This window comes from Pseudomonas sp. ArH3a, assembly GCF_022648765.1.
Classification (GTDB): domain Bacteria; phylum Pseudomonadota; class Gammaproteobacteria; order Pseudomonadales; family Pseudomonadaceae; genus Aquipseudomonas.
Window position 1 is genome coordinate 1196563 of the sequence record NZ_CP080330.1, and the last position, 17819, is coordinate 1214381.

Annotated in this window: 22 protein-coding genes; all 22 read left to right on the forward strand. The window is 60.8% G+C overall.

The genetic code is table 11. The features are described 5' to 3' along the window. Position 1: 1 nt before the first annotated feature. Complete coding sequence (locus K0P33_RS05375) at positions 2–934, forward strand: DUF1376 domain-containing protein (protein ID WP_242154355.1); 933 nt, start codon at positions 2–4, stop codon at positions 932–934. Then, positions 927–2351 carry a replicative DNA helicase gene (gene dnaB, locus K0P33_RS05380; protein WP_242154357.1) on the forward strand — a complete coding sequence of 475 codons (1425 nt, stop codon included), beginning with the start codon at positions 927–929 and terminating at the stop codon, positions 2349–2351. The genes K0P33_RS05375 and dnaB overlap by 8 nt, the downstream gene beginning before the upstream one ends. Further along, entirely contained in the window at positions 2348–2791 is a 444-nt protein-coding gene (locus K0P33_RS05385) for a RusA family crossover junction endodeoxyribonuclease (RefSeq protein ID WP_242154359.1), read from the forward strand. The genes dnaB and K0P33_RS05385 overlap by 4 nt, the downstream gene beginning before the upstream one ends. Beyond that, the gene (locus K0P33_RS05390; protein ID WP_242154361.1) at positions 2788–3060 is read left to right on the forward strand and encodes a hypothetical protein; all 273 of its coding nucleotides are present in this window, start codon (positions 2788–2790) and stop codon (positions 3058–3060) included. Before K0P33_RS05385 ends, K0P33_RS05390 begins: the two co-directional genes overlap by 4 nt. A gap of 298 nt (positions 3061–3358) precedes the next feature. Then, complete coding sequence (locus K0P33_RS05395; RefSeq protein WP_242154363.1) at positions 3359–3619, forward strand: hypothetical protein; 261 nt, start codon at positions 3359–3361, stop codon at positions 3617–3619. Between the two features lie 15 nt (positions 3620–3634). After that, positions 3635–3844, forward strand: coding sequence for a hypothetical protein (locus K0P33_RS05400; RefSeq protein ID WP_242154365.1), 210 nt, complete (start codon positions 3635–3637; stop codon positions 3842–3844). A 116-nt stretch (positions 3845–3960) separates the two neighbouring features. Beyond that, positions 3961–4212, forward strand: coding sequence for a holin (locus tag K0P33_RS05405; protein WP_242154367.1), 252 nt, complete (start codon positions 3961–3963; stop codon positions 4210–4212). Continuing rightward, positions 4209–4679 carry a lysozyme gene (locus K0P33_RS05410; protein WP_242154369.1) on the forward strand — a complete coding sequence of 157 codons (471 nt, stop codon included), beginning with the start codon at positions 4209–4211 and terminating at the stop codon, positions 4677–4679. The genes K0P33_RS05405 and K0P33_RS05410 overlap by 4 nt, the downstream gene beginning before the upstream one ends. Further along, positions 4676–5128 carry a lysis system i-spanin subunit Rz gene (locus tag K0P33_RS05415; protein ID WP_242154371.1) on the forward strand — a complete coding sequence of 151 codons (453 nt, stop codon included), beginning with the start codon at positions 4676–4678 and terminating at the stop codon, positions 5126–5128. Before K0P33_RS05410 ends, K0P33_RS05415 begins: the two co-directional genes overlap by 4 nt. Before the next feature lie 71 nt (positions 5129–5199). Beyond that, entirely contained in the window at positions 5200–5592 is a 393-nt protein-coding gene (locus K0P33_RS05420) for a hypothetical protein (protein ID WP_242154373.1), read from the forward strand. 4 nt (positions 5593–5596) lie between these two features. Continuing rightward, a complete protein-coding gene (locus K0P33_RS05425; RefSeq protein ID WP_242154375.1) occupies positions 5597–5800 on the forward strand; it encodes a hypothetical protein in 204 nt (67 codons plus the stop codon). Beyond that, entirely contained in the window at positions 5797–7392 is a 1596-nt protein-coding gene (locus tag K0P33_RS05430) for a portal protein (protein ID WP_242154377.1), read from the forward strand. Before K0P33_RS05425 ends, K0P33_RS05430 begins: the two co-directional genes overlap by 4 nt. Further along, complete coding sequence (locus tag K0P33_RS05435; RefSeq protein WP_242154379.1) at positions 7389–7634, forward strand: hypothetical protein; 246 nt, start codon at positions 7389–7391, stop codon at positions 7632–7634. The genes K0P33_RS05430 and K0P33_RS05435 overlap by 4 nt, the downstream gene beginning before the upstream one ends. A gap of 2 nt (positions 7635–7636) precedes the next feature. Continuing rightward, the gene (locus K0P33_RS05440; RefSeq protein WP_242154381.1) at positions 7637–8485 is read left to right on the forward strand and encodes a hypothetical protein; all 849 of its coding nucleotides are present in this window, start codon (positions 7637–7639) and stop codon (positions 8483–8485) included. A 198-nt stretch (positions 8486–8683) separates the two neighbouring features. After that, on the forward strand, positions 8684–9550 hold the full coding sequence (locus K0P33_RS05445) for a phage capsid protein (protein WP_242154383.1): 867 nt from the start codon (positions 8684–8686) through the stop codon (positions 9548–9550). 45 nt (positions 9551–9595) lie between these two features. Then, positions 9596–10057, forward strand: a complete 462-nt coding sequence (locus tag K0P33_RS05450) for a hypothetical protein (RefSeq protein ID WP_242154385.1) — start codon at positions 9596–9598, stop codon at positions 10055–10057. A gap of 72 nt (positions 10058–10129) precedes the next feature. Further along, positions 10130–10717, forward strand: a complete 588-nt coding sequence (locus K0P33_RS05455) for a hypothetical protein (protein ID WP_242154387.1) — start codon at positions 10130–10132, stop codon at positions 10715–10717. Further along, positions 10717–12867 (forward strand): hypothetical protein, encoded by a 2151-nt coding sequence (locus tag K0P33_RS05460; RefSeq protein ID WP_242154389.1) that lies wholly within the window; start codon positions 10717–10719, stop codon positions 12865–12867. The genes K0P33_RS05455 and K0P33_RS05460 overlap by 1 nt, the downstream gene beginning before the upstream one ends. A 9-nt stretch (positions 12868–12876) precedes the next feature. Then, positions 12877–13320: a GNAT family N-acetyltransferase gene (locus K0P33_RS05465; RefSeq protein WP_242154391.1), complete on the forward strand. Its 444-nt coding sequence runs from the start codon at positions 12877–12879 to the stop codon at positions 13318–13320. A gap of 22 nt (positions 13321–13342) precedes the next feature. Next, positions 13343–13840, forward strand: coding sequence for a hypothetical protein (locus K0P33_RS05470; protein WP_242154393.1), 498 nt, complete (start codon positions 13343–13345; stop codon positions 13838–13840). Further along, complete coding sequence (locus K0P33_RS05475; RefSeq protein WP_242154395.1) at positions 13840–15861, forward strand: hypothetical protein; 2022 nt, start codon at positions 13840–13842, stop codon at positions 15859–15861. The genes K0P33_RS05470 and K0P33_RS05475 overlap by 1 nt, the downstream gene beginning before the upstream one ends. Beyond that, positions 15858–17753 carry a hypothetical protein gene (locus K0P33_RS05480; RefSeq protein ID WP_242154397.1) on the forward strand — a complete coding sequence of 632 codons (1896 nt, stop codon included), beginning with the start codon at positions 15858–15860 and terminating at the stop codon, positions 17751–17753. Before K0P33_RS05475 ends, K0P33_RS05480 begins: the two co-directional genes overlap by 4 nt. The last annotated feature ends 66 nt before the right edge of the window (positions 17754–17819 follow it).

The window sequence follows — 17819 nt, forward strand, 5'->3', positions numbered from 1 at the left end:
TATGCCCCTTGACGTCAACAGATTGCGCGACAGCGACCTAGCAATTGAGGCAACTGGCGAAGAATTTCGCGCCGCCGTGATGCTTTGGTGTGCGTCTTGGAACCAAATTCCCGCAGGTTCTCTACCAAATTCCGACACGGCGCTGGCTGCTTACGCTGGTTTTGGTCGTGATGTTAAGGGTTGGAAAAAGGTAAAAGTAGGTGCGCTTCGTGGATTTATCGAGTGTTCTGATGATCGCTTGTACCACTCAGTCGTCACCGAAAAGGCGATGGAAGCGTGGGCTGAGCGCGTCGAGTACCGCGAAATAAAAGAGAACGAAAAGTCCCGTAAACAAAGGGAGAGAGAGGATCGCAAGCGCATGTTCGAAGGGCTTCGAGCTGCTGGAATCGTCCTTCCTTACAACGTGACAACCTCCGAGCTAAGGTCTCAATACGACCTCATAAAATCCAATGACGATGGCGTGACAGGTCACGAACTTGTCACTGTGACAGGTCACGCACAGGACACGGCTAAGACAGGGACAGGGACAGGGACAGGGACAGGGACAGGGACAGGGATTAAAGATCAAAAGACACTCGTCGACGCTGGGCGTCAACCGGACCAGAACGACGATTCTGAAAATCCCGATTCGCGTGTTCCATCGTGCCCAGCCCAGGCCATTGTCGACCTGTATCACAAGGCCCTTCCCGAACTCCCGAGTGTTTCCCAGCTCAACGACACCCGCCGTCGCCATCTGCAAGCCCGCTGGCGTGAAAACCCGGTGCACCAGGACCTGCAGTTCTGGGCCGATTACTTCGTGCACGTCAAAAAATCCCCATTCCTGCTGGGCAACGCCGCTGGCCGCGATGGCGGTAAACCATTCCGCGCCACGTTCGACTGGCTGATCAACGCCAGCAACTTCGTGAAAGTCATCGAGGGTAATTACCATGCGTGACCCCTACAGCCTCGAAGCCGAGCATGCCGTTCTGGGCGCAATGCTGATCAAACCTGAGCTGATCGACATCCTGTCGGCGGATCTCAAGACCTCGGATTTCTTCTTCGCCGACAACCGCTCTGTGTTCGAAGCCATCCAGGTTCTGAAAGCCAAGGGCACCCCGATTGACTTCCTGACCGTGGCCGAGCAGATCGGCAACTTGGCCGAAGACGTTTCAGCACTGGCCTACTGCGCTGAGCTGCACCGCAACACTCCAAGCGCTGCCAACGCCAGGGCATACGCCAACACCGTGCTGGAGCGCAGCACCGTCCGCGCCCTGATGACCGCCGCCCAGGCCATCCACGAAATCGCTCAGGGTGATTCCGGTACCGAAGACAAAATCACGCAGTCCCAGGCCGAAATCAACGCCATCGGCAGCAGCTCCGCAGGATCGGAAACCATCACCGCCGGCGAAGCGGTGCGCAAACACATCGAGGAACTGGAGCGCCGCGAAGCCCTTGGCGGGCAGATGGATGGACTGCCAACCGGTATTCCATCGCTCGACGCCAAGATCATGGGTTTGAAGGGCGGCCAACTGATCGTGATCGCCGGCCGCCCGAAGATGGGCAAAACAACCCTGGCAATGAACATCGTGGACAACGTCGCAGTACGCAGTGACAAGCGCGTGCTGGTGTTCAGTCAGGAAATGTCCCACGGCGAGCTCATGGATAAATCCCTGTCATCCCTGGGCAACATCCCACTCAAGGCGCTCAAGGACGGGTCGGCTCTCAGCACTCACCCGACCCAGATGCTTGAAGCCTCCAACCTGATCCACGGCGCCGCCATCGAGCTGTACGACCGCAGCGGCGTGACCGTGAACCGTATCCGCTCAGTTGCCCGCCGGCAGAAGATGAATTTCGGTCTCGACCTGATCGTGGTGGACCACATCGGCCTGGTGGACGTGGACGACGCCCGCGCCAACGCAGTTCAGCGCATCAGCGAAATCACCCGCCAGCTCAAGCTGCTCGCCAAGGAACTGGACGTGCCTGTCATCGCACTGTCGCAGCTCAACCGCCAGTTGGAGCAACGCCCGAACAAGCGCCCAATCCCGTCTGACCTGCGCGACTCCGGCTCAATCGAGCAAGACGCCGACATGATCATCTTCGTGTACCGCGACGAGGTCTACGAGCCAAACACCCAGCAGCGCGGCATTGCCGAAATCATCATCGGCGCAGCCCGTGGCATCCAGGCTTGCACCGTGCGCGTGTCGTACCAGGGTGCTTACAGCCGGTTTATTGAACTCGTAGCCCAGGCCGATAGCGCACCGCCTGACCTGTTCGACGAGGACGCGGATTATTCGCCGAAGCCAGAAAGCGCGCTCGCCAAGGTCACCAGCATGGCGGATCGATACAAAAATTACGGGAGTCACCGGACATGACTGACCTCAACCCCGTGTCGTTCTTCGTGCCAGGTGAGGCCATCGGCAAGGGCAGGCCCCGTGTCACCACCATCGGCGGGCATGCACGCATGTTCACGCCGAAGAAAACCGCCAACTACGAAACCCTAATCGCCATGGCCGCGCACGAAGCCATGCAAGGCCGCGAACTGATTGCCGGCCCAGTGATGATGGAGCTGGCTATCCGTGTGGCCGTGGCCGCGTCCTGGTCCAAGAAGAAAACGGCTGCAGCCCTCGACGGCGATGTCATGCCCACCAAGAAGCCCGACGCCGACAACGTGCTGAAAGCGATCTGCGACGGCATCAACGGCATCGTGTTCAAGGATGACGTTCAGGTGGTCAACGTCTCGCTCAGCAAGCGATTCAGCGCAACGCCTGGTGTCACCGTCAAAGTCGTACCGCTGGTGGGGGATTGCTCATGAAACCATTGCTCAAGTGGTCCTGCCGCGAACTGAACGACGGTTGGGTGATGATCGGCGTCGACGTGGACCTGTCTTCGCCCGAAGAGCCGGAAGTGCTGATGGGGCTGCGCAGAGCCGTGCATCCGTTCCAGTTCGATGAAGCCAACGACCCGGTTATAGCGTTTGCGGCGGTTATATCCGAAATGGATGTTTTGATACGTCGAGGGGCGGGGGTGGGCCCGACAACTCACCCTACCTCGCGCGCGTGCGCGTTTGGGGGTGTCCAGTGAAATTACCGACGATGGATCAGCTCCGCTTACGGCACGAACTGGCAATGGCGGGCCCCCACGCTGAATGGGAGGCGTTGTGGAATCGGGTCTGCACTCACGGCTCCGACTACGTGAGCTTTGAGTGGCCAACTTTCACGACTGAACAATATGGGCGTGGCGAACTAATCAGGATTAACACGTTGTGGGCGCGGGATTTTCTGCTCGCCCTCAATCCGCGTGATCCAACGGTGTGGCAGTTAGAGGACTTCCCCCTTAGCACCCTTGCCGATGCTGTGTCGCGTGCAGTGAGCGCCTAGCCATGCTCGCCCTGGTCGAACAGCGGGTTGATTGGTTCACGGTGATCACCGGGCTTTCGCGTGCCGGCTACTCCCCGCAGTCGGTTGCTGATGCGATTGGGGTGGCGCGCACGACGTTGCTGGGCTGGAAGCAGGGCGCCGAGCCGCGTTACACCGAAGGTGAGCGGCTTGTGTTGTTTTGGTCCCAGGCCACTGGCTGGGATCGTTCAAAGCTGCCCATGGTCGCCGTCGGCGACTGGTGGGCGTACCATTCCAAGGCATAACCAAGGGGATTAATCATGAGCAACATAAAGGAACTCATCAGGCGCTTTGAGAGCGGCCAGCAAGCTGGGCCCGTGTTTGCGGAGACCGCTAATGACCTTGCTGAAAGCCTCGGCGGGACGCGCTGCATCACTGCTCACGCCACAGATCAGACAACTGCGATGTTCTATTTGGTGGCGCTGACCGCCGTCAAGATCGCCGATGCCGAACTTGGAGGGGGGAAATAGTCGGGATTCCGACACCTGACCCCGACGACTCTTGCGGTCATCGATGCCCAGCCACCGTGCTGGGCTTTTTTTTTGACCCTGGAGGCGACATGAAGCATCCAGTCAGGAGTAACAGCATGGCCAACCCAGCACCGGAAAGCATCGTTGAGGCTGTGGGCGTGTCAGTCGCCAGCAAGGGGATGATCACCGGCGGCGCTGTCGGTCTGGTGGGTTGGCTGTCCCAGGTCAACTGGATAGGTATGGCGGGTGTGGCGGTTGCCGTGTTGGGTTTGGTGATCAGCACGTACTTCCAGATCCGCAAGGACCGCCGTGAGCACGCCGAGAGTGTCGAGCGCATCAAGGCATTGCGCGAGCAGTGCCGATTATGAGCCCCCTCAAGCAACGAATCCTCGCCGCGTCACTCGCAGGCGCCACTGGCATGGCGGGTGTGCTGGTCTCCAACTTCGAAGGCCGCAGCCTGGTGGCATACCTTGATCCTGTTGGCATTCCCACCATCTGCGAAGGCGTTACCCGTGGTGTGCGGCTTGGCCAGAGCAAGACCCCGGCGCAGTGTGACGACCTGCTGCGCGCTGAGCTGTCCGTCGCCATGGCTGGCGTTGACCGCAACGTCACCAAGCCCCAGCCCGAGACCCGCCGCGCCGCCCTCGCATCGTTCGTCTACAACGTCGGCGAACCCCAGTTCAAGGCATCCACCCTGTTGCGCAAGCTGAACGCCGGCGACGCACGCGGAGCCTGTGCCGAGCTGAGCCGGTGGGTGTACGCCAAGGGCCAGAAGCTGCAAGGCCTGGTCAACCGTCGCGCAGCTGAGCGTGAGCTGTGCGAGGTTGGGCTGTGACCAAGTACGCGCTGGCAATCACCGCAGGGCTATTGATAGCGCTGGTGGCGGCGCTTTGGCGTCTAGACCATATCAGCACCAGCCTAGACACAGCATCGCAGCGTGTGAGCGAGCTGGAGAGCGCCAACACTTCACGCAAGAACACCCAAAAGCTGCTGACCCAGCTCGACACCGACAACACCAAGGTACTCACCGATGCTCAAGCCAAGAACAAAGACCAGCTTGCTCGCGTTGGCACTGGCGCTCAGCGGCTGTCAGTCCCAGCCAAGTGTCCCGTCGTGCGAGCCAGCCCAGGCCCCGTCCGCGTGGATGATGCAGAAGCGCGAGCCGAACTTGACCCAGCGGCTGGTCAACGAATTGTCGCCATCACCAACGACGGAGACGAAGCCATCATCGCCCTGAACAGCCTGATTGATTACGTCAACGCTGGTTGCAAGCCCCTCAAATAGTCGGGAACCCGACAGCCCTCCCCATTGATTCTGGCCCTCGTTGATCAACAACCATCATCGAGGCCAGCCCAATGCCAGCTCCAGAACTCAACGTTCAAACCCCAGGCGATCCCGCCGCCAACACCCAGGCAACCGCCAGCACCGAAAGTCCGGCCGCCACGCCAGCGATTCCGGTCTATTCCGCCAAGCACAACGGCGCCGGCCGCTGGAAGATCTGGTCGACCGCTACCGATGATTGGTTTAGCGACTTCCTTGTCGTTGGCGAGGGCGCGAAGACTCAGGCCGAAGTTGAGGCGGACCGCCTGAATGCCGGTGGTGAACCCTTGGTGCTGGACCCGCAGCGCGAGAACGAGCCTGCCCCCCAGGCAACCGCCAGCACCGACGCCATAGACGCAACCACGCTCAAGCAGGCAGTCATGACGCCCGAAGGCTGGTTGTGCCCTGAGCCCAAAGCAAAGGACTGACACCATGGGAAGCAAGCCAAGCAAGCCCAAGACCGTTGCCGCGCCTGATCCGCAGATCGAGGCGCAGAAGGCTGCCGACCTGGCAGCCCAGAAGGCCAACGAAGAAACCGCCACCCGCAAGAAGCGCAAAGCCGAGAGCAGCTTGCTCTCAACCGGCGGCGCGGCGGGCAGCGTCCTTGACTCGGGCAAAAGGACACTCGGCGCATGAATGCAGACCAGATCGCCAAAACGCTGAGCACGTTGAAGTCGTTGCGCGTCCCGCATGAGACGGTCTGGCGCGATTGCTTCGACCACAGCTATCCCATCCGGGGTAGCGGCTTCTGTACCGAGCAGATAAGCGCCGTTGAGGCGCAGATGCGCAAGGCCAGGATGATCGATGGCACCACCACGGACGCGGCGCGGATTCTGTCGTCCGGGATCATGTCGGGCCTGACCCCGGCCAACTCGCTGTGGTTCGGCATGGACGTTGGCCAGGAAAGCGAGGACGAACGCCGCTGGCTGGACGACTCGGCCGATATCCTCTGGCAGAACATCCACGCATCCAACTTCGACGCAGCCGCCTTTGAGGGGCTGATTGACGTTGTGTGTGCTGGGTGGTTTGCCCTGTACATCGATCAGGACATGGAGAAGGGTGGCTTCACGTTCGATCTTTGGCCTATTGCGAGCGTGTACTGCTCTGCATCCAAGGCTGGCGGCAAGATCGATACCGTCTACCGCGAGTACAAGCTCACCGCTGAGCAGGCTGTAAACGAGTTCGGCGAAGAGAACCTGAGCGATGCCACGCGCAAGCTGGCCAAGGACAAGCCGCAGGAAATGGTGGACTTCGTTCATGCGATCTACCCGCGCACCACGCACATGGTTGGCGCTCGACTGGCGAAGAACATGCCGGTGGCGTCGTGCAAGGTCGAGGTCAAGGCTAAGAAGCTGGTCAGCGAGTCGGGTTACCACGAGATGCCCGTCGTCGTGCCGCGCTGGATGATGATCCCGGACAGTGCGTACGCCGTGGGCCCGGTGTTTGATGCCTTACCCGATGCTCGCACCCTGAACGAACTTTGCCGGATGGACCTGGCAGCCGGTGACCTGGCCATCGCCGGTATGTGGATTGCCGAGGATGACGGCGTGCTGAACCCGCGTACCGTCAAGGTCGGGCCGCGCAAGATCATCGTGGCCAACTCCGTAGACAGCATGAAGCCCCTGCAAAGCGGCTCTAACTTCCAGTACGCCGAGACCAAGATTGCGCGGTTGCAGGCCTCTATCCGCAAGATCCTGATGGCTGACCAGCTCCAGGCCCAGGACGGCCCGGCGATGACCGCCACCGAAGTGCACGTGCGCGTGAACCTGATCCGCCAACTACTGGGGCCGGTGTATGGCCGGCTGCAAACCGAGTACCTGCAACCGATGATCGAGCGGTGTTTCGGCATCGCTTACCGCGCTGGCGTGCTGGGCGCTGCACCTGAGTCGTTGGCTGGCCGCAACTTCACCGTGCGCTACCTGTCGCCGCTGGCCCGCTCCCAGAAGCTGGAAGAGGTCAGCGCAATCGACACGTTCATCAACGGCGCGCTGATCATCGCCGCGACCGACCCAACCGTTATGGACAACATCGACATGGATGAGGCCCAGCGCTTCAAGGGTGAAGCCTTGGGTGTTCCTGGCTCGATCATTCGCAGTTCCGCCGACCGGGACAAGATCCGCGCCGACCGCGCCCAGGCTCAACAGCAGGCCATGGAGCAGGAGCAGCAGGCAGCCATGATGCAGCAGGCCGGTGACGCAGCACTGAAACAGCAAGGGGCCGCAGCATGAGCATGACGCCGGAACAGATCGACGCGATGTTCAAGCGCGTTTTCGAGGATCGCCACGAAGGCCGCATCGTGTTGGAGCTGCTGATTCAGCGCTTCGCCAAGAACGCATGCACCGTCGGAGGCATCGACGCAATCCTCACCACATACAAACAGGCCGGGGCCCGTGAAGTCCTGGACCACGTTGTAAACCGCATCAACCGCGCCAACGGCGTCCAAGCCGATCCCAACGAGCAAGAGGAATAACGATGAACATGTTTATCCATGGCCGCCTGGGCCATTTTTTCATGGCTGAAACAACCGAGGGCGAGCCGGGTTCGGTTGCTGCTCCCCCAGCAGCAGCGCCCACAGCAGGCTCTGTGCTGGACGCCGGCAACACCGGCAACGACTACATCCCGGAGAAGTACCGCACCAACAAAGAGGACGGCACCCTTGATCTGGAAGCGTCGAGCCGCAAGGTTGCCGAAGCGTACAAGCACCTTGAAACCCGCCTGGGCTCTGGCGATGCGCCGCCCAAGACTGCCGACGAATACACGGTCAAGCTGGAAGGCGTCGAGGGCTTCGACTGGGAAGAATTCAAGGCCGACGAGGGCACCCAGTCGTTCCTCAAAGGTGCGCACGCCAAGGGCCTGACCAATGCCCAGGTCGAGTACGTCATCGGCGAGTACATGAAGGCGGCGCCGGGCTTGGTCGAAGGTGGTGTGCAGTTGAGCCAGCAGGATTGCGCGGCAACGCTCAAGGCTGCGTGGGGTGATGAGCAGGCCATGACCCAGAACGTGCGTGCGTCCTACCGTGCCGCTGAGGCCTTCGCCAGCGAACCGGGCAAGCCTGGCAACTTCGCTGCGCTCCAGGCCAAGTATGGCAATGACCCTGACTTCATCGCGTTCACCGCCAACATCGGCAAGGAACTCAAGGAGGATAGCGCCATCAACGGCGGCGCCCAGGCCAGTGAAGCGGACTTCGCCGTCAAATCGGCCGAGCTGCGCAGCCAGCTGCAGGCCTTGCCGGCGCACGATCCGAAGCGTCCAGGCATCCAGGCCCAGCTGGACGACATGTACAACCGCAAGTACAGCAAGCAGCAATCCCGCCTTGGCTGATCCCCGCTTCAAATAGTCGGGAAACCGACACCCTCCATGCACAAACATCGCAGGCATCCCAGCAATGGGCCGGCCTGCGATGGCACGCAGACACCCGGAAAGCCCCGAGGCGCAGCAAAGCCGATGCACGCCAGGTAATACCGGCCCGCGATGCGGATACCCGGCAGGCAATCCCTTATCTGCATTGGAGTGCACCGCATGTCTCAGCAAATCACCGAAGCGTTTGTTCAGCAGTTCGCGGATAACTTCCGCCACGTTGCCCAGCAAATGACCTCTCGTTTCGAATCGCACGTAACCATCGAGCCAAACATCGTGGGTATGTCGAAGTCGATCAACCGTTTGGGCCAGCGCACCGCGCAACGTCGCACCCAGCGCCACGCCGACACCCCGATCAACGACCAGCCACACAGCACCCGGTTTGTGGACCTGTTCGACTGGGACGACGGCGACATGATCGACGACCAGGACAAGATCCGTATGTTGGTTGACCCGACTTCGGATTACGTCAAGGCCATGGTCAGTTCGCTGAATCGCGCCAAGGATGACGTGGTTATCGCATCCATGGGCGGAAACTCCCGCGCCACCACCGGCAACATCATCTTGCCGAACACCCAGAAGATCGTTGTTGGCGGTACCGGCTTGACCAGGGCCAAGATCATCCAGGCCCGCAAGCTGTTCCGCCGCAACGAGGCCGACAACCACAACGGCGAAGAGCTGTTCATCACCTACACCGCCGCTGCCGCTGCCGACATCCTGGCTGACGCCACCTTGACCAGCGCTGACTACATGGCTGGCAAGTTCCTCCAGGAAGGCGACGTAGAAGGCAAATGGATGGGCTTCACCTGGATTCCGTCCGAGCGCACCCCATACGACGGCAGCACCCGCCGCCTGTACGCATGGGCCAAGTCGGGCGTCACCCTGGGCAAGGGCGCCGACATCACCACCAAGGTTGGCGAGGATCCAGGCAAAGGCTTCAACGTCCGCGTCTACGCCAAGATGTCCATCGGCTCTGTGCGCGTCGAGGAAGAAAAGGTGGTTGAGATCGCAGTAACTGAGGCTGCGTAAGCGGCTTCGGCTTCACCCCCTTTCCCGGCTTAGGAGTTTCAAACCATGGCAACCGTAAACGCTTCCGTCTCGGCCGCACGCGCGGCACTCCCGCAGCAGTTGGTAAAGCCCAACCTGCAAGGCGCTGACATTCAGATCCTGGTCAGCACCTTCACCGTTCCCGTCGGCGGCACCCCTATCGGCGACAAGATCAGCTGGGGTCTGCTGCCGTTCGGCTCTCGTCTGATGCCCGGCACCAAGCTGTATTTCGGCGCCGGCGCTGCGTCTTCGACGCTCAACCTGGGTGACGTAGTTGCGCCTGCTCGCTACCTGGCTGCCACCTCGGTTGCGGCTGCTGGTAACGCGGTAGCCGAAGCCCAGTTCGCTGCTGGCGCTCTGTTTGAAGTGTCGGTCGCCCAGCAGGGTCTCGCCACCGACCAAAGTGAGTTGCTGTCCACCGTGGCTGGCGCCGCGCTGCAGGCCGGCCAAGTCATCACCCTGGTTGCGCAATACGCCGGCCAGAACTGATTCACGGGCCGCCAAGGAAGGCAAAACTTTACCGGGGCCTAGCGCCCCGGTCTTTTTATCTGGAGGTTGGGAATGACAATGGCCACCGGTGTTTCGATCTGCTCCAACGCGCTGCTGATGCTTGGCTCGCAGACCATCAACGATTTTGCCGACCAGGAAAACCTGGACCGGGCGAAGCTCTGCGCAAACCTATACCCGACCGTGCGTGATGATTTGTTGCGGTCCCATCCTTGGAATTGCTGCATCAAGCGTGCGGTGTTGGCGCCTGACGCAGACGCTCCGCTGTTCGGTTACTCGCACTCCTTTGAGCTTCCGGCCGACTTCTCTCGGGTTCTGGAGGTCAGCAGCAGCGGCTGCATCATCGATCACCTGGTAGAGGGTCGCTCAATCCTTGCCAACACCACCGTGCTGGAGCTGCGTTACGTGTTCCGCAACGAGATTGAGAACACCTGGGACGCACACCTTGTAGCGCTGGCCACCCAGGCGATGTGTGCGGCGCTGGCCTACCCGGTTACCCAATCCACGGCCAAGCAAGCAGGCGAGGAGCAAAAGCTTGAGCTGATGCTGCGCCGGGCCAAAGCCGTGGACGGCCAGGAGGATCCACCGCAGACCTTGGGTGATGAGCGCCTGTACGCGGCCCGCTTTGGGAGTTACTGGTAATGCCCCGCCTGACGCTGAATCAAACCAACTTCACCGCCGGTGAGGTTTCCCCGCGCATGCTGGGCCGTGTCGATATCGCCCGGTACCAGAACGGCGCCGAGATTATCCAGAACGCCTGGCCGGTAATCCACGGTGGCTGTGTTCGCCGTGACGGCACGCTGATGTGTTCGCCGGCCAAGTTCCCCGACAAGAACTGCCGGCTAATCCCGTATGTGTTCAATGCCTCTCAGGCGTTCATGGTTGAGTTTGGCGATCTGTACGTACGCATCCACTTCCCCGATGGCACCTACAGCGGGATTGAGCTGGTCAGCCCATACGCACATACCATCCTTGACCACATGGATTACGTGCAGGGCGCCGACACCATGTTTATCTTCCACAACACGGTGCCCGTGGGCAGGCTACGCAGGATCACCAACATCGAGTGGAGCCTTGCGCCGGCGCCGTTTGTGACCAAGCCTTTCGACGAGAAAGGTATAGATTTCCTCACCGTGTTCACCATCAGCGACCCATCCGTTGGCGCTGGCCGCACCGCCACCGCCGCAGAAGCTGCATTCCTGGCTGCCGACGTTGGCCGTGAAATCTGGTCCGGTGGCGGTGTGGCCAAGGTCACAGCTGTTGTGAGCGCTACCGTGGCAACTGTGGAAGTGACCAATGCATTCAGTGGCACGACTCGCCCGACCTGGTCGTTGAAAGGATCGCCGCAGACCACCAACACCCTGAGCGCCGCCACCCCTGTTGGCGCATCGGTAAGCATGACGCTAGGAGCTGCCGGGTGGCGCATATCTGACGTCGGCAAGTTTGTGAAGGTCAACGGTGGGCTTCTGGAGATTGTCACCTACACGAGCCCTACAGCTGCGTCCGGGATCATCAGATCGGCGCCGACATCGGCGGTTGCATCCCCTGCCAATGCTTGGTCGCTTGAGGCTTCGGTGTGGAATGACATTGATGGATACCCAGGCACCGGAACTCTGTTTGAGCAGCGTCTAGCCCTCGGCGGCTCGCCAAACTTTCCCCAAACTATCTGGGAATCGCGCACCGGGGAGTACCTGAACTACGAACTTGGCACCAAGGACGATGACGCCATTTCGTACAACCTGTCGTCTGACCAGATCAATCCAATCCTGCACATGGGGCAGATCAACGCGCTTATCCCGCTGACCTATGGCGGCGAGTTCACCGTGAGCGGCGGTGTCGAGAAGGCAATTACCCCGACCAACATCCGCGCCAAGAACCCATCGGTGTACGGTTGCAACAAGGTGCGCCCGGTACGGATCGGCAACGAGCTGTATTTCATCCAACGCGCAGGGCGAAAACTGCGCGCCATGGCCTACAAGTACGACTCCGATACGTTTGGCTCTCCAGATATGTCCGTGCTGTCTGAGCATGCGACCAAGTCCGGCATCATCGACATGGCCTACCAGCAAGAGCCCGAATCCATTCTTTTCATGGTTCGGGCTGACGGCGTTATGGCAACCATGACCGTCGACCGTGACCAGGACGTGATTGGCTGGGCCCGCCAGATCACCGATGGGGCTTTTGAGTCTGCCGCGTCCATCCCTACCGAAAACGGTGATCAGGTGTGGGTAGTGGTGCGCCGCACCGTTAATGGTCAGAACGTGCGCTACATCGAGCGTTTCGCTTCCGGCGTGCGGGTCGACTCCGGAGTAAACGCCACCAGCGTTGGAGGTTCCACGGTATGGGGCGGACTTTCGCATCTGGAAGGCAAGATGGTCGACATCGTTGCCGATGGCGTTGTGATGCAGCAGCAGCTCGTCGCTGGTGGGCAGGTCACTATCCTGCGCAAGGCCTTCGCCACATCAATTGGCCTAAATTTCGTTACCAGGATCAAGACGCTGACACCTGAAGCTGCTGGTAACACTGGCAGCTCCCAGGGCAATAGCATGCGTATTGGTGAAATTACCCTGCGATTCCTCGAAACCATCGGCTGCAAGATCAACGGCCAAATCATCGCGTTTCGCGACCTTGGGCCGCAGATCCTCGATAAGCCACCTGTTTTATTCACTGGCGTGCATCGGCTTGAAAACCTCGGATGGGAGCGGGGCCAAGCCACGCTTGAGATTACCCAGGACCAGCCGCTGCCGTTCCACCTGCTGAGCGTCATCAAGAAAATCACGATCAACGATTGAGGTAACACCATGATCAGGCCCGCCAAGCACTCCGACGTTCCCCGGCTGATCGAGCTGGGGATTCTGCTGCACGCAACAACCAGCTACTCGAGCATGAGTTTTTGCCCAGACAAGTCGGCTCGCTTTCTTCATGAACTGATCAATGGGCAGGGTGTTGTCTTCGTTGCAGAGGTGCGCGGCGAGGTGGTTGGCGGAATGGCTGGGGCCGTCGTTGATCAGTGGTTCAGCGATGACTTGATCGCCTATGACTACTCGCTGTTTGTCGAGCCATCCAAGCGTAACGGTGTGATTGCGGTCCGCTTGATCCAAACGTTCAAAGAGTGGGCAAAGCTCAAGGGTGCGAAACAAATTTACATGGGTATCGGGACCGGCGTCAGTGTCGAGGGAACCACCCGGCTTTATGAGTCTCAGGGCTTGCGCAACATCGGTCCGCTTTTGATGATGGAGATCTGACATGGCTGTAGGCGCAGTAGGAATGGCCGCTTATGCGGCTCTCGCGGCGGCGACGGTGTACTCGGTCTACACCACTCAGCAAACCGGCAAACAGTCGCAGCTCAACGCCAATGCCCAGGCCGACCAGGCCCAAAGCGATGCGGATGCGGCAGCCAGCGCAGCGGTAGTGCAGGCCGATCGTATCCGTCGCCTTGCCCGCAACCAGGCGAGCGAAGCCAACGCCTCTCTGGCAGCTTCTGGCGTTGAGATAGGTGCGGGTACCGCGATCAATATCAACGAAGAAATCATCGGAAACGCCGAGCAAGATGCGGCCTTAACCATCTTCAACGGGCAAAACCAGAAGGCCCGCGGCTACACCGACGCCAGTAACTACAGCCTGGCGGGCACCCAGGCGCGCGGCAATGCCAACGCTCAATCCATCGGCACCGTTCTGTCCGCTGGCGCGCAGGCTGGCATGGCTTGGAAGGCGTCCGCTGCCGGCACGAATGCCACAGTTCCGAAAGTAGGGGGGGCTTCCTGATGGCGCAGATTCCGCTGGGCAGTTTCGCGCAAGCGCGCGCCGTACCTGAGGCACCACAAAACCGCGTCATTACCGTGGACAATCGCGGGCAGGCCCAGGCCGCGCAACAGGTTGCGTCCACCGTGCAGAACGCTGCTCTTGGCGTGCTGGACAACATCAACAAGGAAGATCAGGCGTTGGCCAGGGTCAAGGCCAGCAATGCGCTGATCGACCGAGAGTCGCAAATCAAGACCATTGCTACGGACCTGGACGAGCAGATCCGCACCGGCAAACTGAGCTATGACAAATCCGAGGAGGCCTATACCGCAGCCGTTGGAAAGCTTGACCCAATCGAAACGCCAGGTCTTGACCAGGCCCAGCAGGGCGAGATTGGCAATTCACTCAAGCGCATGCAGCTGGGCGGGCTGGATAGCGTCAAGGTTGCCGCCGCCAAGGGGCGCGTCCTCTCTGCGCAGAGCGATCTGGTGTCACGCATGGACATGCTTGGTAAGGACGCGGCCATGCCTGGCGCCAACGTCGAGCAGATCAACGCGCGCATGGATGCCGAAGACATCGACACCGCCGGGCACCTGGCTTACGGCGAAGCCTGGACCAGCAAGAAGCAGGAGTTCAAGGACGGCAACTGGACCACGCACGCTACTCAGCGTGTCATTGAGTCGCGCGAAAGCATCGGCAGCCTGCAAAAGCTTGAGCATGACCTGACCGCCGAGGATGGTTTCTACGCCAAGAAGCTGGACCCGGAGAAGCGTAATCAGCTGCTCAACACGGTGACCGGTCGTATCTTCCAGGTGCAGGAGCACCAGCAGCGCCAGACCGAAATGCGGGAAATGAAGGCAGAGCGCATCCTCACGCAGATGGATCGCCAGGCCGCCACGGGTGTCCCGCCGACCCCGGCTGATCAGCAGCGGTGGAAATCCACGCTGGCCGGAACGTCTGCCGCCGGTGAGTTCAACACCCGCATGCAGGAAATGGAGGAATCCCAGAAGCTGTTGCGCGCCCCGATCCAGCAGCAACAGCAATACATCGACCAGAAGCGCCAGCAGATGCAGGCAAGCGGTGGCAGCGTTGCCGATCAGGCAAACTTGAATCGCTTGCAGACAGCCGTGGACAACAACCTCAAGTTGATGCGCGACAACCCCGTCACGTTCAGCGACCTGCGCACCGGCCAGACTTCTGAGCCGCTTGACGTTTCCGGCATTTCAACGCCAGAAGGCCAGCAAAGGCTGGGTGAGCAGGTTGCCGAGCGCTTCGACAAGGTAGGGGCTGTTCGCAAGGCTTACGGCCCAGAGGTCAACCGCAACCCTTGGAAACCCGAAGAGCAGGTCATGCTGTCATCGCTGATCAAGCAGGCCGACGACAGCACCAAGCTGCAGCTGTTCGGCGCTATCGCGGGTTCATCGCCATCGGGCGCCGACTTCGCCGCCGCCATCAAGCCCCTGGTTGCGGATGATCCAATCGCCACACTTGCAGGCATGGCCCAGTTCCGTGGGCTTAAGGGCGCAGACGGTACCGACGTGCCGCGAACGCTACTGGCCGGGGCCAAGGTACTGACCGATAAATCAACGCCGATGCCGAAAGATGCGATGTTCCGCGAGGCCTTCGACGGCGCCGTGGGCAATTCTTTGGTGCCTGGTACGCCACAGCGGGAGCAGGCCTATTTGGCCTACAAGTCGCTTTACGCCGGTATGGCTGGGCCCAAAGGGGTCAAGCATGACGGCCCGGCGCCGGAGCTGAATAAAGACCTCGCCGAACAGGCCGCCGAAATGGCTACCGGCGGCATCATGGAGCGGGGGGGCGCCAAGGTAATCAAGCCTTACGAAATGGATGAGGGGACCTTCAACGCCCTAGTTGATATGCAGATTGAAGGTCTTTCCATGCACAGCAAGCTCCCGATCAGTCAGCTTGAGGATATGCCGCTGTCGCCGGTGCCTGGGAAGGAAGGGTCGTATTACTTGATGAATGCAGGCCGGGTGCAGGTCGACCCGAAAACAAATCAACCCATGGTGGTGAAAGTCAAATGAGCTGGCTAGACGGGATGGTCGAAGACGGCGAAGCCGCCAGCCAGGACCAGCGCCTTGGGCGCACGGCTGAAAAACTCAAACCTGGATTCTTTACTGGTGCCCTGGACGTGGTCGGCCCGAACCTACTGCGCGGCGGGATCGAGGCCGGTACTGCTATTGAGTCTGGGCTTAGTTCGGTATGGCAAGGCGGCCTTGACGCCGCCGCCAGCCTTTTGCTGCCTGAGCCTAAGTTTGGCGGAAAGCCCAATGTTACCAGCGCCGAGGAATCCAGCCAGGAAACGTTAGGTGAGGGTGTTGGCGAAATGGCCAAGGCGTATCGGCCAGACCCTACAGAGGTTGGCGTCGCGGGCCAGATCATCGGAGAGGCTGCCGCGATTCTTCCGCGAACAGTTGCGGGCGCCGTGCTGGCTGGCCCTGTTGGCGCCGCTGCCGCTGCTGGCGGGCCTGCCGGCTACTCGCGCAAGCGGACGGCAATGGAAGATGGTATCGACGAGAACACCGCCACCTGGCTTGGCGTCACCGAGGGTGCTGTTACGGCTGTCGGTGCCGCTATACCGGCTGCCGGATTCGCCAAATCGGTGGGCGGTGACGCTGCCCTGGCCATTGGTGCAAACGTTGGGTTGGGGATGGCGCACCGTGGTGTATCGGCGGCACTCCTTGAGTCCGGCGGATACCAGGCCCAGGCCGCGCAGTACCGCGCAATGGATGCGACGGCCATTGCCACTGACGCCATCTTGGGCGCTGCCTTCTTCGGGATCGGGCGCGCCACCATGCGCAGGCCGACCACTGAACAGATTGATGCGGCCCTGGCGGATCGCAACGCACAGCACGCCGATATCGATACCGCGCCAGGCGCACCGATTGACGCCCGATCCGCTGTGGCCCACCAGGATGCATTACGTGCCGCTATTGATTCGATCAACAGGGGCGAGCCGGTGGTACTTCCGGACAACATCCAGTCGGCCCGATTCCTGCGCGACATCGATGAGTTACCGGTAACTGCCCCAAACCGTGACAAGGCCCTGGCCAGCGCTCGTGAAGAGCTGTTGCCAGTCATCCGCGCAGAGGCTGAGCAGGCCGCCGCCGGCAGCCTTCCCAACGTGAAGGACGTGAAAGCCGAGTTGTCCGCTGTAGCCCGCAGTATTGATGCCTTGGACGACACCTTTCGTGCTCGTGCAAAAGAGTTACAGGGCGAGGGCATGGGGCGCAAACAGGCCGAGCAAGCTGCACGCCAGGCCATTGCTGATGAACGTGCACAACTGGGTGACCGCAAAGCAGCGCTCAACGAAAGTCTTAGCGGCAACCGTTCGGCCGAGCAGGCCCGCGCCGACCTGAATGCTCTAGACCGTGGCGAGATTCCCGCCCGCGTTGCTGAGCGCTTTAATGCGCGCGCCGACGAAATAATCCAAGGCTTCCAGCGCAAGCCGTTGGCCGCAGGAGTTGCCGAGGCCCGCCGGACGCCAACCCCGCGCCAAGTCAATGAGCGTGTAGCTCGAGAGGAAATAGACACCCTGGTACGTGAGCACGAAGCGACGTTGCCGCGTGAGCCTGAGGCGGCGCCCGCTCTGAGAGCTGAGCCTCGACCAGGTGGAAAACCTGCTGAACCAGCGGCAGCCACCCCGGATAGGTCTGGGCCTGACACGGCGAATAGTGCAGCGAAGCCAGCAGGCGATGGCAAGCCGGCGGCCGAGACCTCCCCAGAACTTGAGCTACTGCGCGGCGCGGTGGCCAAGAATCCGGAGGCAATGGTGCGCACAGGGTACGACGCTGACGGGAGCCCAGCCAGCGCCCGGGCTGACCAAGTGCTGGCGGAAATTGAAGCCGAACACGCCGCCGGCATTCGCGAGGCCAATTCGTACGCCGCCGCTGTTGGCTGCCTTCTCGGCCTGTAACGCCATCCCAAATAGTCGGGAAACCGTCTACCTCGACCCCATAGGCTTGCTTCCATTCTCACTGGA

Bases quoted from the DNA above. Each gene is read 5' to 3' on its own strand.
- K0P33_RS05375 (WP_242154355.1), top strand. From the start codon at position 2: ATGCCCCTTGACGTCAACAGATTGCGCGACAGCGACCTAGCAATTGAG.
- dnaB (WP_242154357.1), top strand. From the start codon at position 927: ATGCGTGACCCCTACAGCCTCGAAGCCGAGCATGCCGTTCTGGGCGCA.
- K0P33_RS05385 (WP_242154359.1), top strand. From the start codon at position 2,348: ATGACTGACCTCAACCCCGTGTCGTTCTTCGTGCCAGGTGAGGCCATC.
- K0P33_RS05390 (WP_242154361.1), top strand. From the start codon at position 2,788: ATGAAACCATTGCTCAAGTGGTCCTGCCGCGAACTGAACGACGGTTGG.
- K0P33_RS05395 (WP_242154363.1), top strand. From the start codon at position 3,359: ATGCTCGCCCTGGTCGAACAGCGGGTTGATTGGTTCACGGTGATCACC.
- K0P33_RS05400 (WP_242154365.1), top strand. From the start codon at position 3,635: ATGAGCAACATAAAGGAACTCATCAGGCGCTTTGAGAGCGGCCAGCAA.
- K0P33_RS05405 (WP_242154367.1), top strand. From the start codon at position 3,961: ATGGCCAACCCAGCACCGGAAAGCATCGTTGAGGCTGTGGGCGTGTCA.
- K0P33_RS05410 (WP_242154369.1), top strand. From the start codon at position 4,209: ATGAGCCCCCTCAAGCAACGAATCCTCGCCGCGTCACTCGCAGGCGCC.
- K0P33_RS05420 (WP_242154373.1), top strand. From the start codon at position 5,200: ATGCCAGCTCCAGAACTCAACGTTCAAACCCCAGGCGATCCCGCCGCC.
- K0P33_RS05425 (WP_242154375.1), top strand. From the start codon at position 5,597: ATGGGAAGCAAGCCAAGCAAGCCCAAGACCGTTGCCGCGCCTGATCCG.
- K0P33_RS05430 (WP_242154377.1), top strand. From the start codon at position 5,797: ATGAATGCAGACCAGATCGCCAAAACGCTGAGCACGTTGAAGTCGTTG.
- K0P33_RS05435 (WP_242154379.1), top strand. From the start codon at position 7,389: ATGAGCATGACGCCGGAACAGATCGACGCGATGTTCAAGCGCGTTTTC.
- K0P33_RS05440 (WP_242154381.1), top strand. From the start codon at position 7,637: ATGAACATGTTTATCCATGGCCGCCTGGGCCATTTTTTCATGGCTGAA.
- K0P33_RS05445 (WP_242154383.1), top strand. From the start codon at position 8,684: ATGTCTCAGCAAATCACCGAAGCGTTTGTTCAGCAGTTCGCGGATAAC.
- K0P33_RS05450 (WP_242154385.1), top strand. From the start codon at position 9,596: ATGGCAACCGTAAACGCTTCCGTCTCGGCCGCACGCGCGGCACTCCCG.
- K0P33_RS05455 (WP_242154387.1), top strand. From the start codon at position 10,130: ATGACAATGGCCACCGGTGTTTCGATCTGCTCCAACGCGCTGCTGATG.
- K0P33_RS05460 (WP_242154389.1), top strand. From the start codon at position 10,717: ATGCCCCGCCTGACGCTGAATCAAACCAACTTCACCGCCGGTGAGGTT.
- K0P33_RS05465 (WP_242154391.1), top strand. From the start codon at position 12,877: ATGATCAGGCCCGCCAAGCACTCCGACGTTCCCCGGCTGATCGAGCTG.
- K0P33_RS05470 (WP_242154393.1), top strand. From the start codon at position 13,343: ATGGCCGCTTATGCGGCTCTCGCGGCGGCGACGGTGTACTCGGTCTAC.
- K0P33_RS05475 (WP_242154395.1), top strand. From the start codon at position 13,840: ATGGCGCAGATTCCGCTGGGCAGTTTCGCGCAAGCGCGCGCCGTACCT.
- K0P33_RS05480 (WP_242154397.1), top strand. From the start codon at position 15,858: ATGAGCTGGCTAGACGGGATGGTCGAAGACGGCGAAGCCGCCAGCCAG.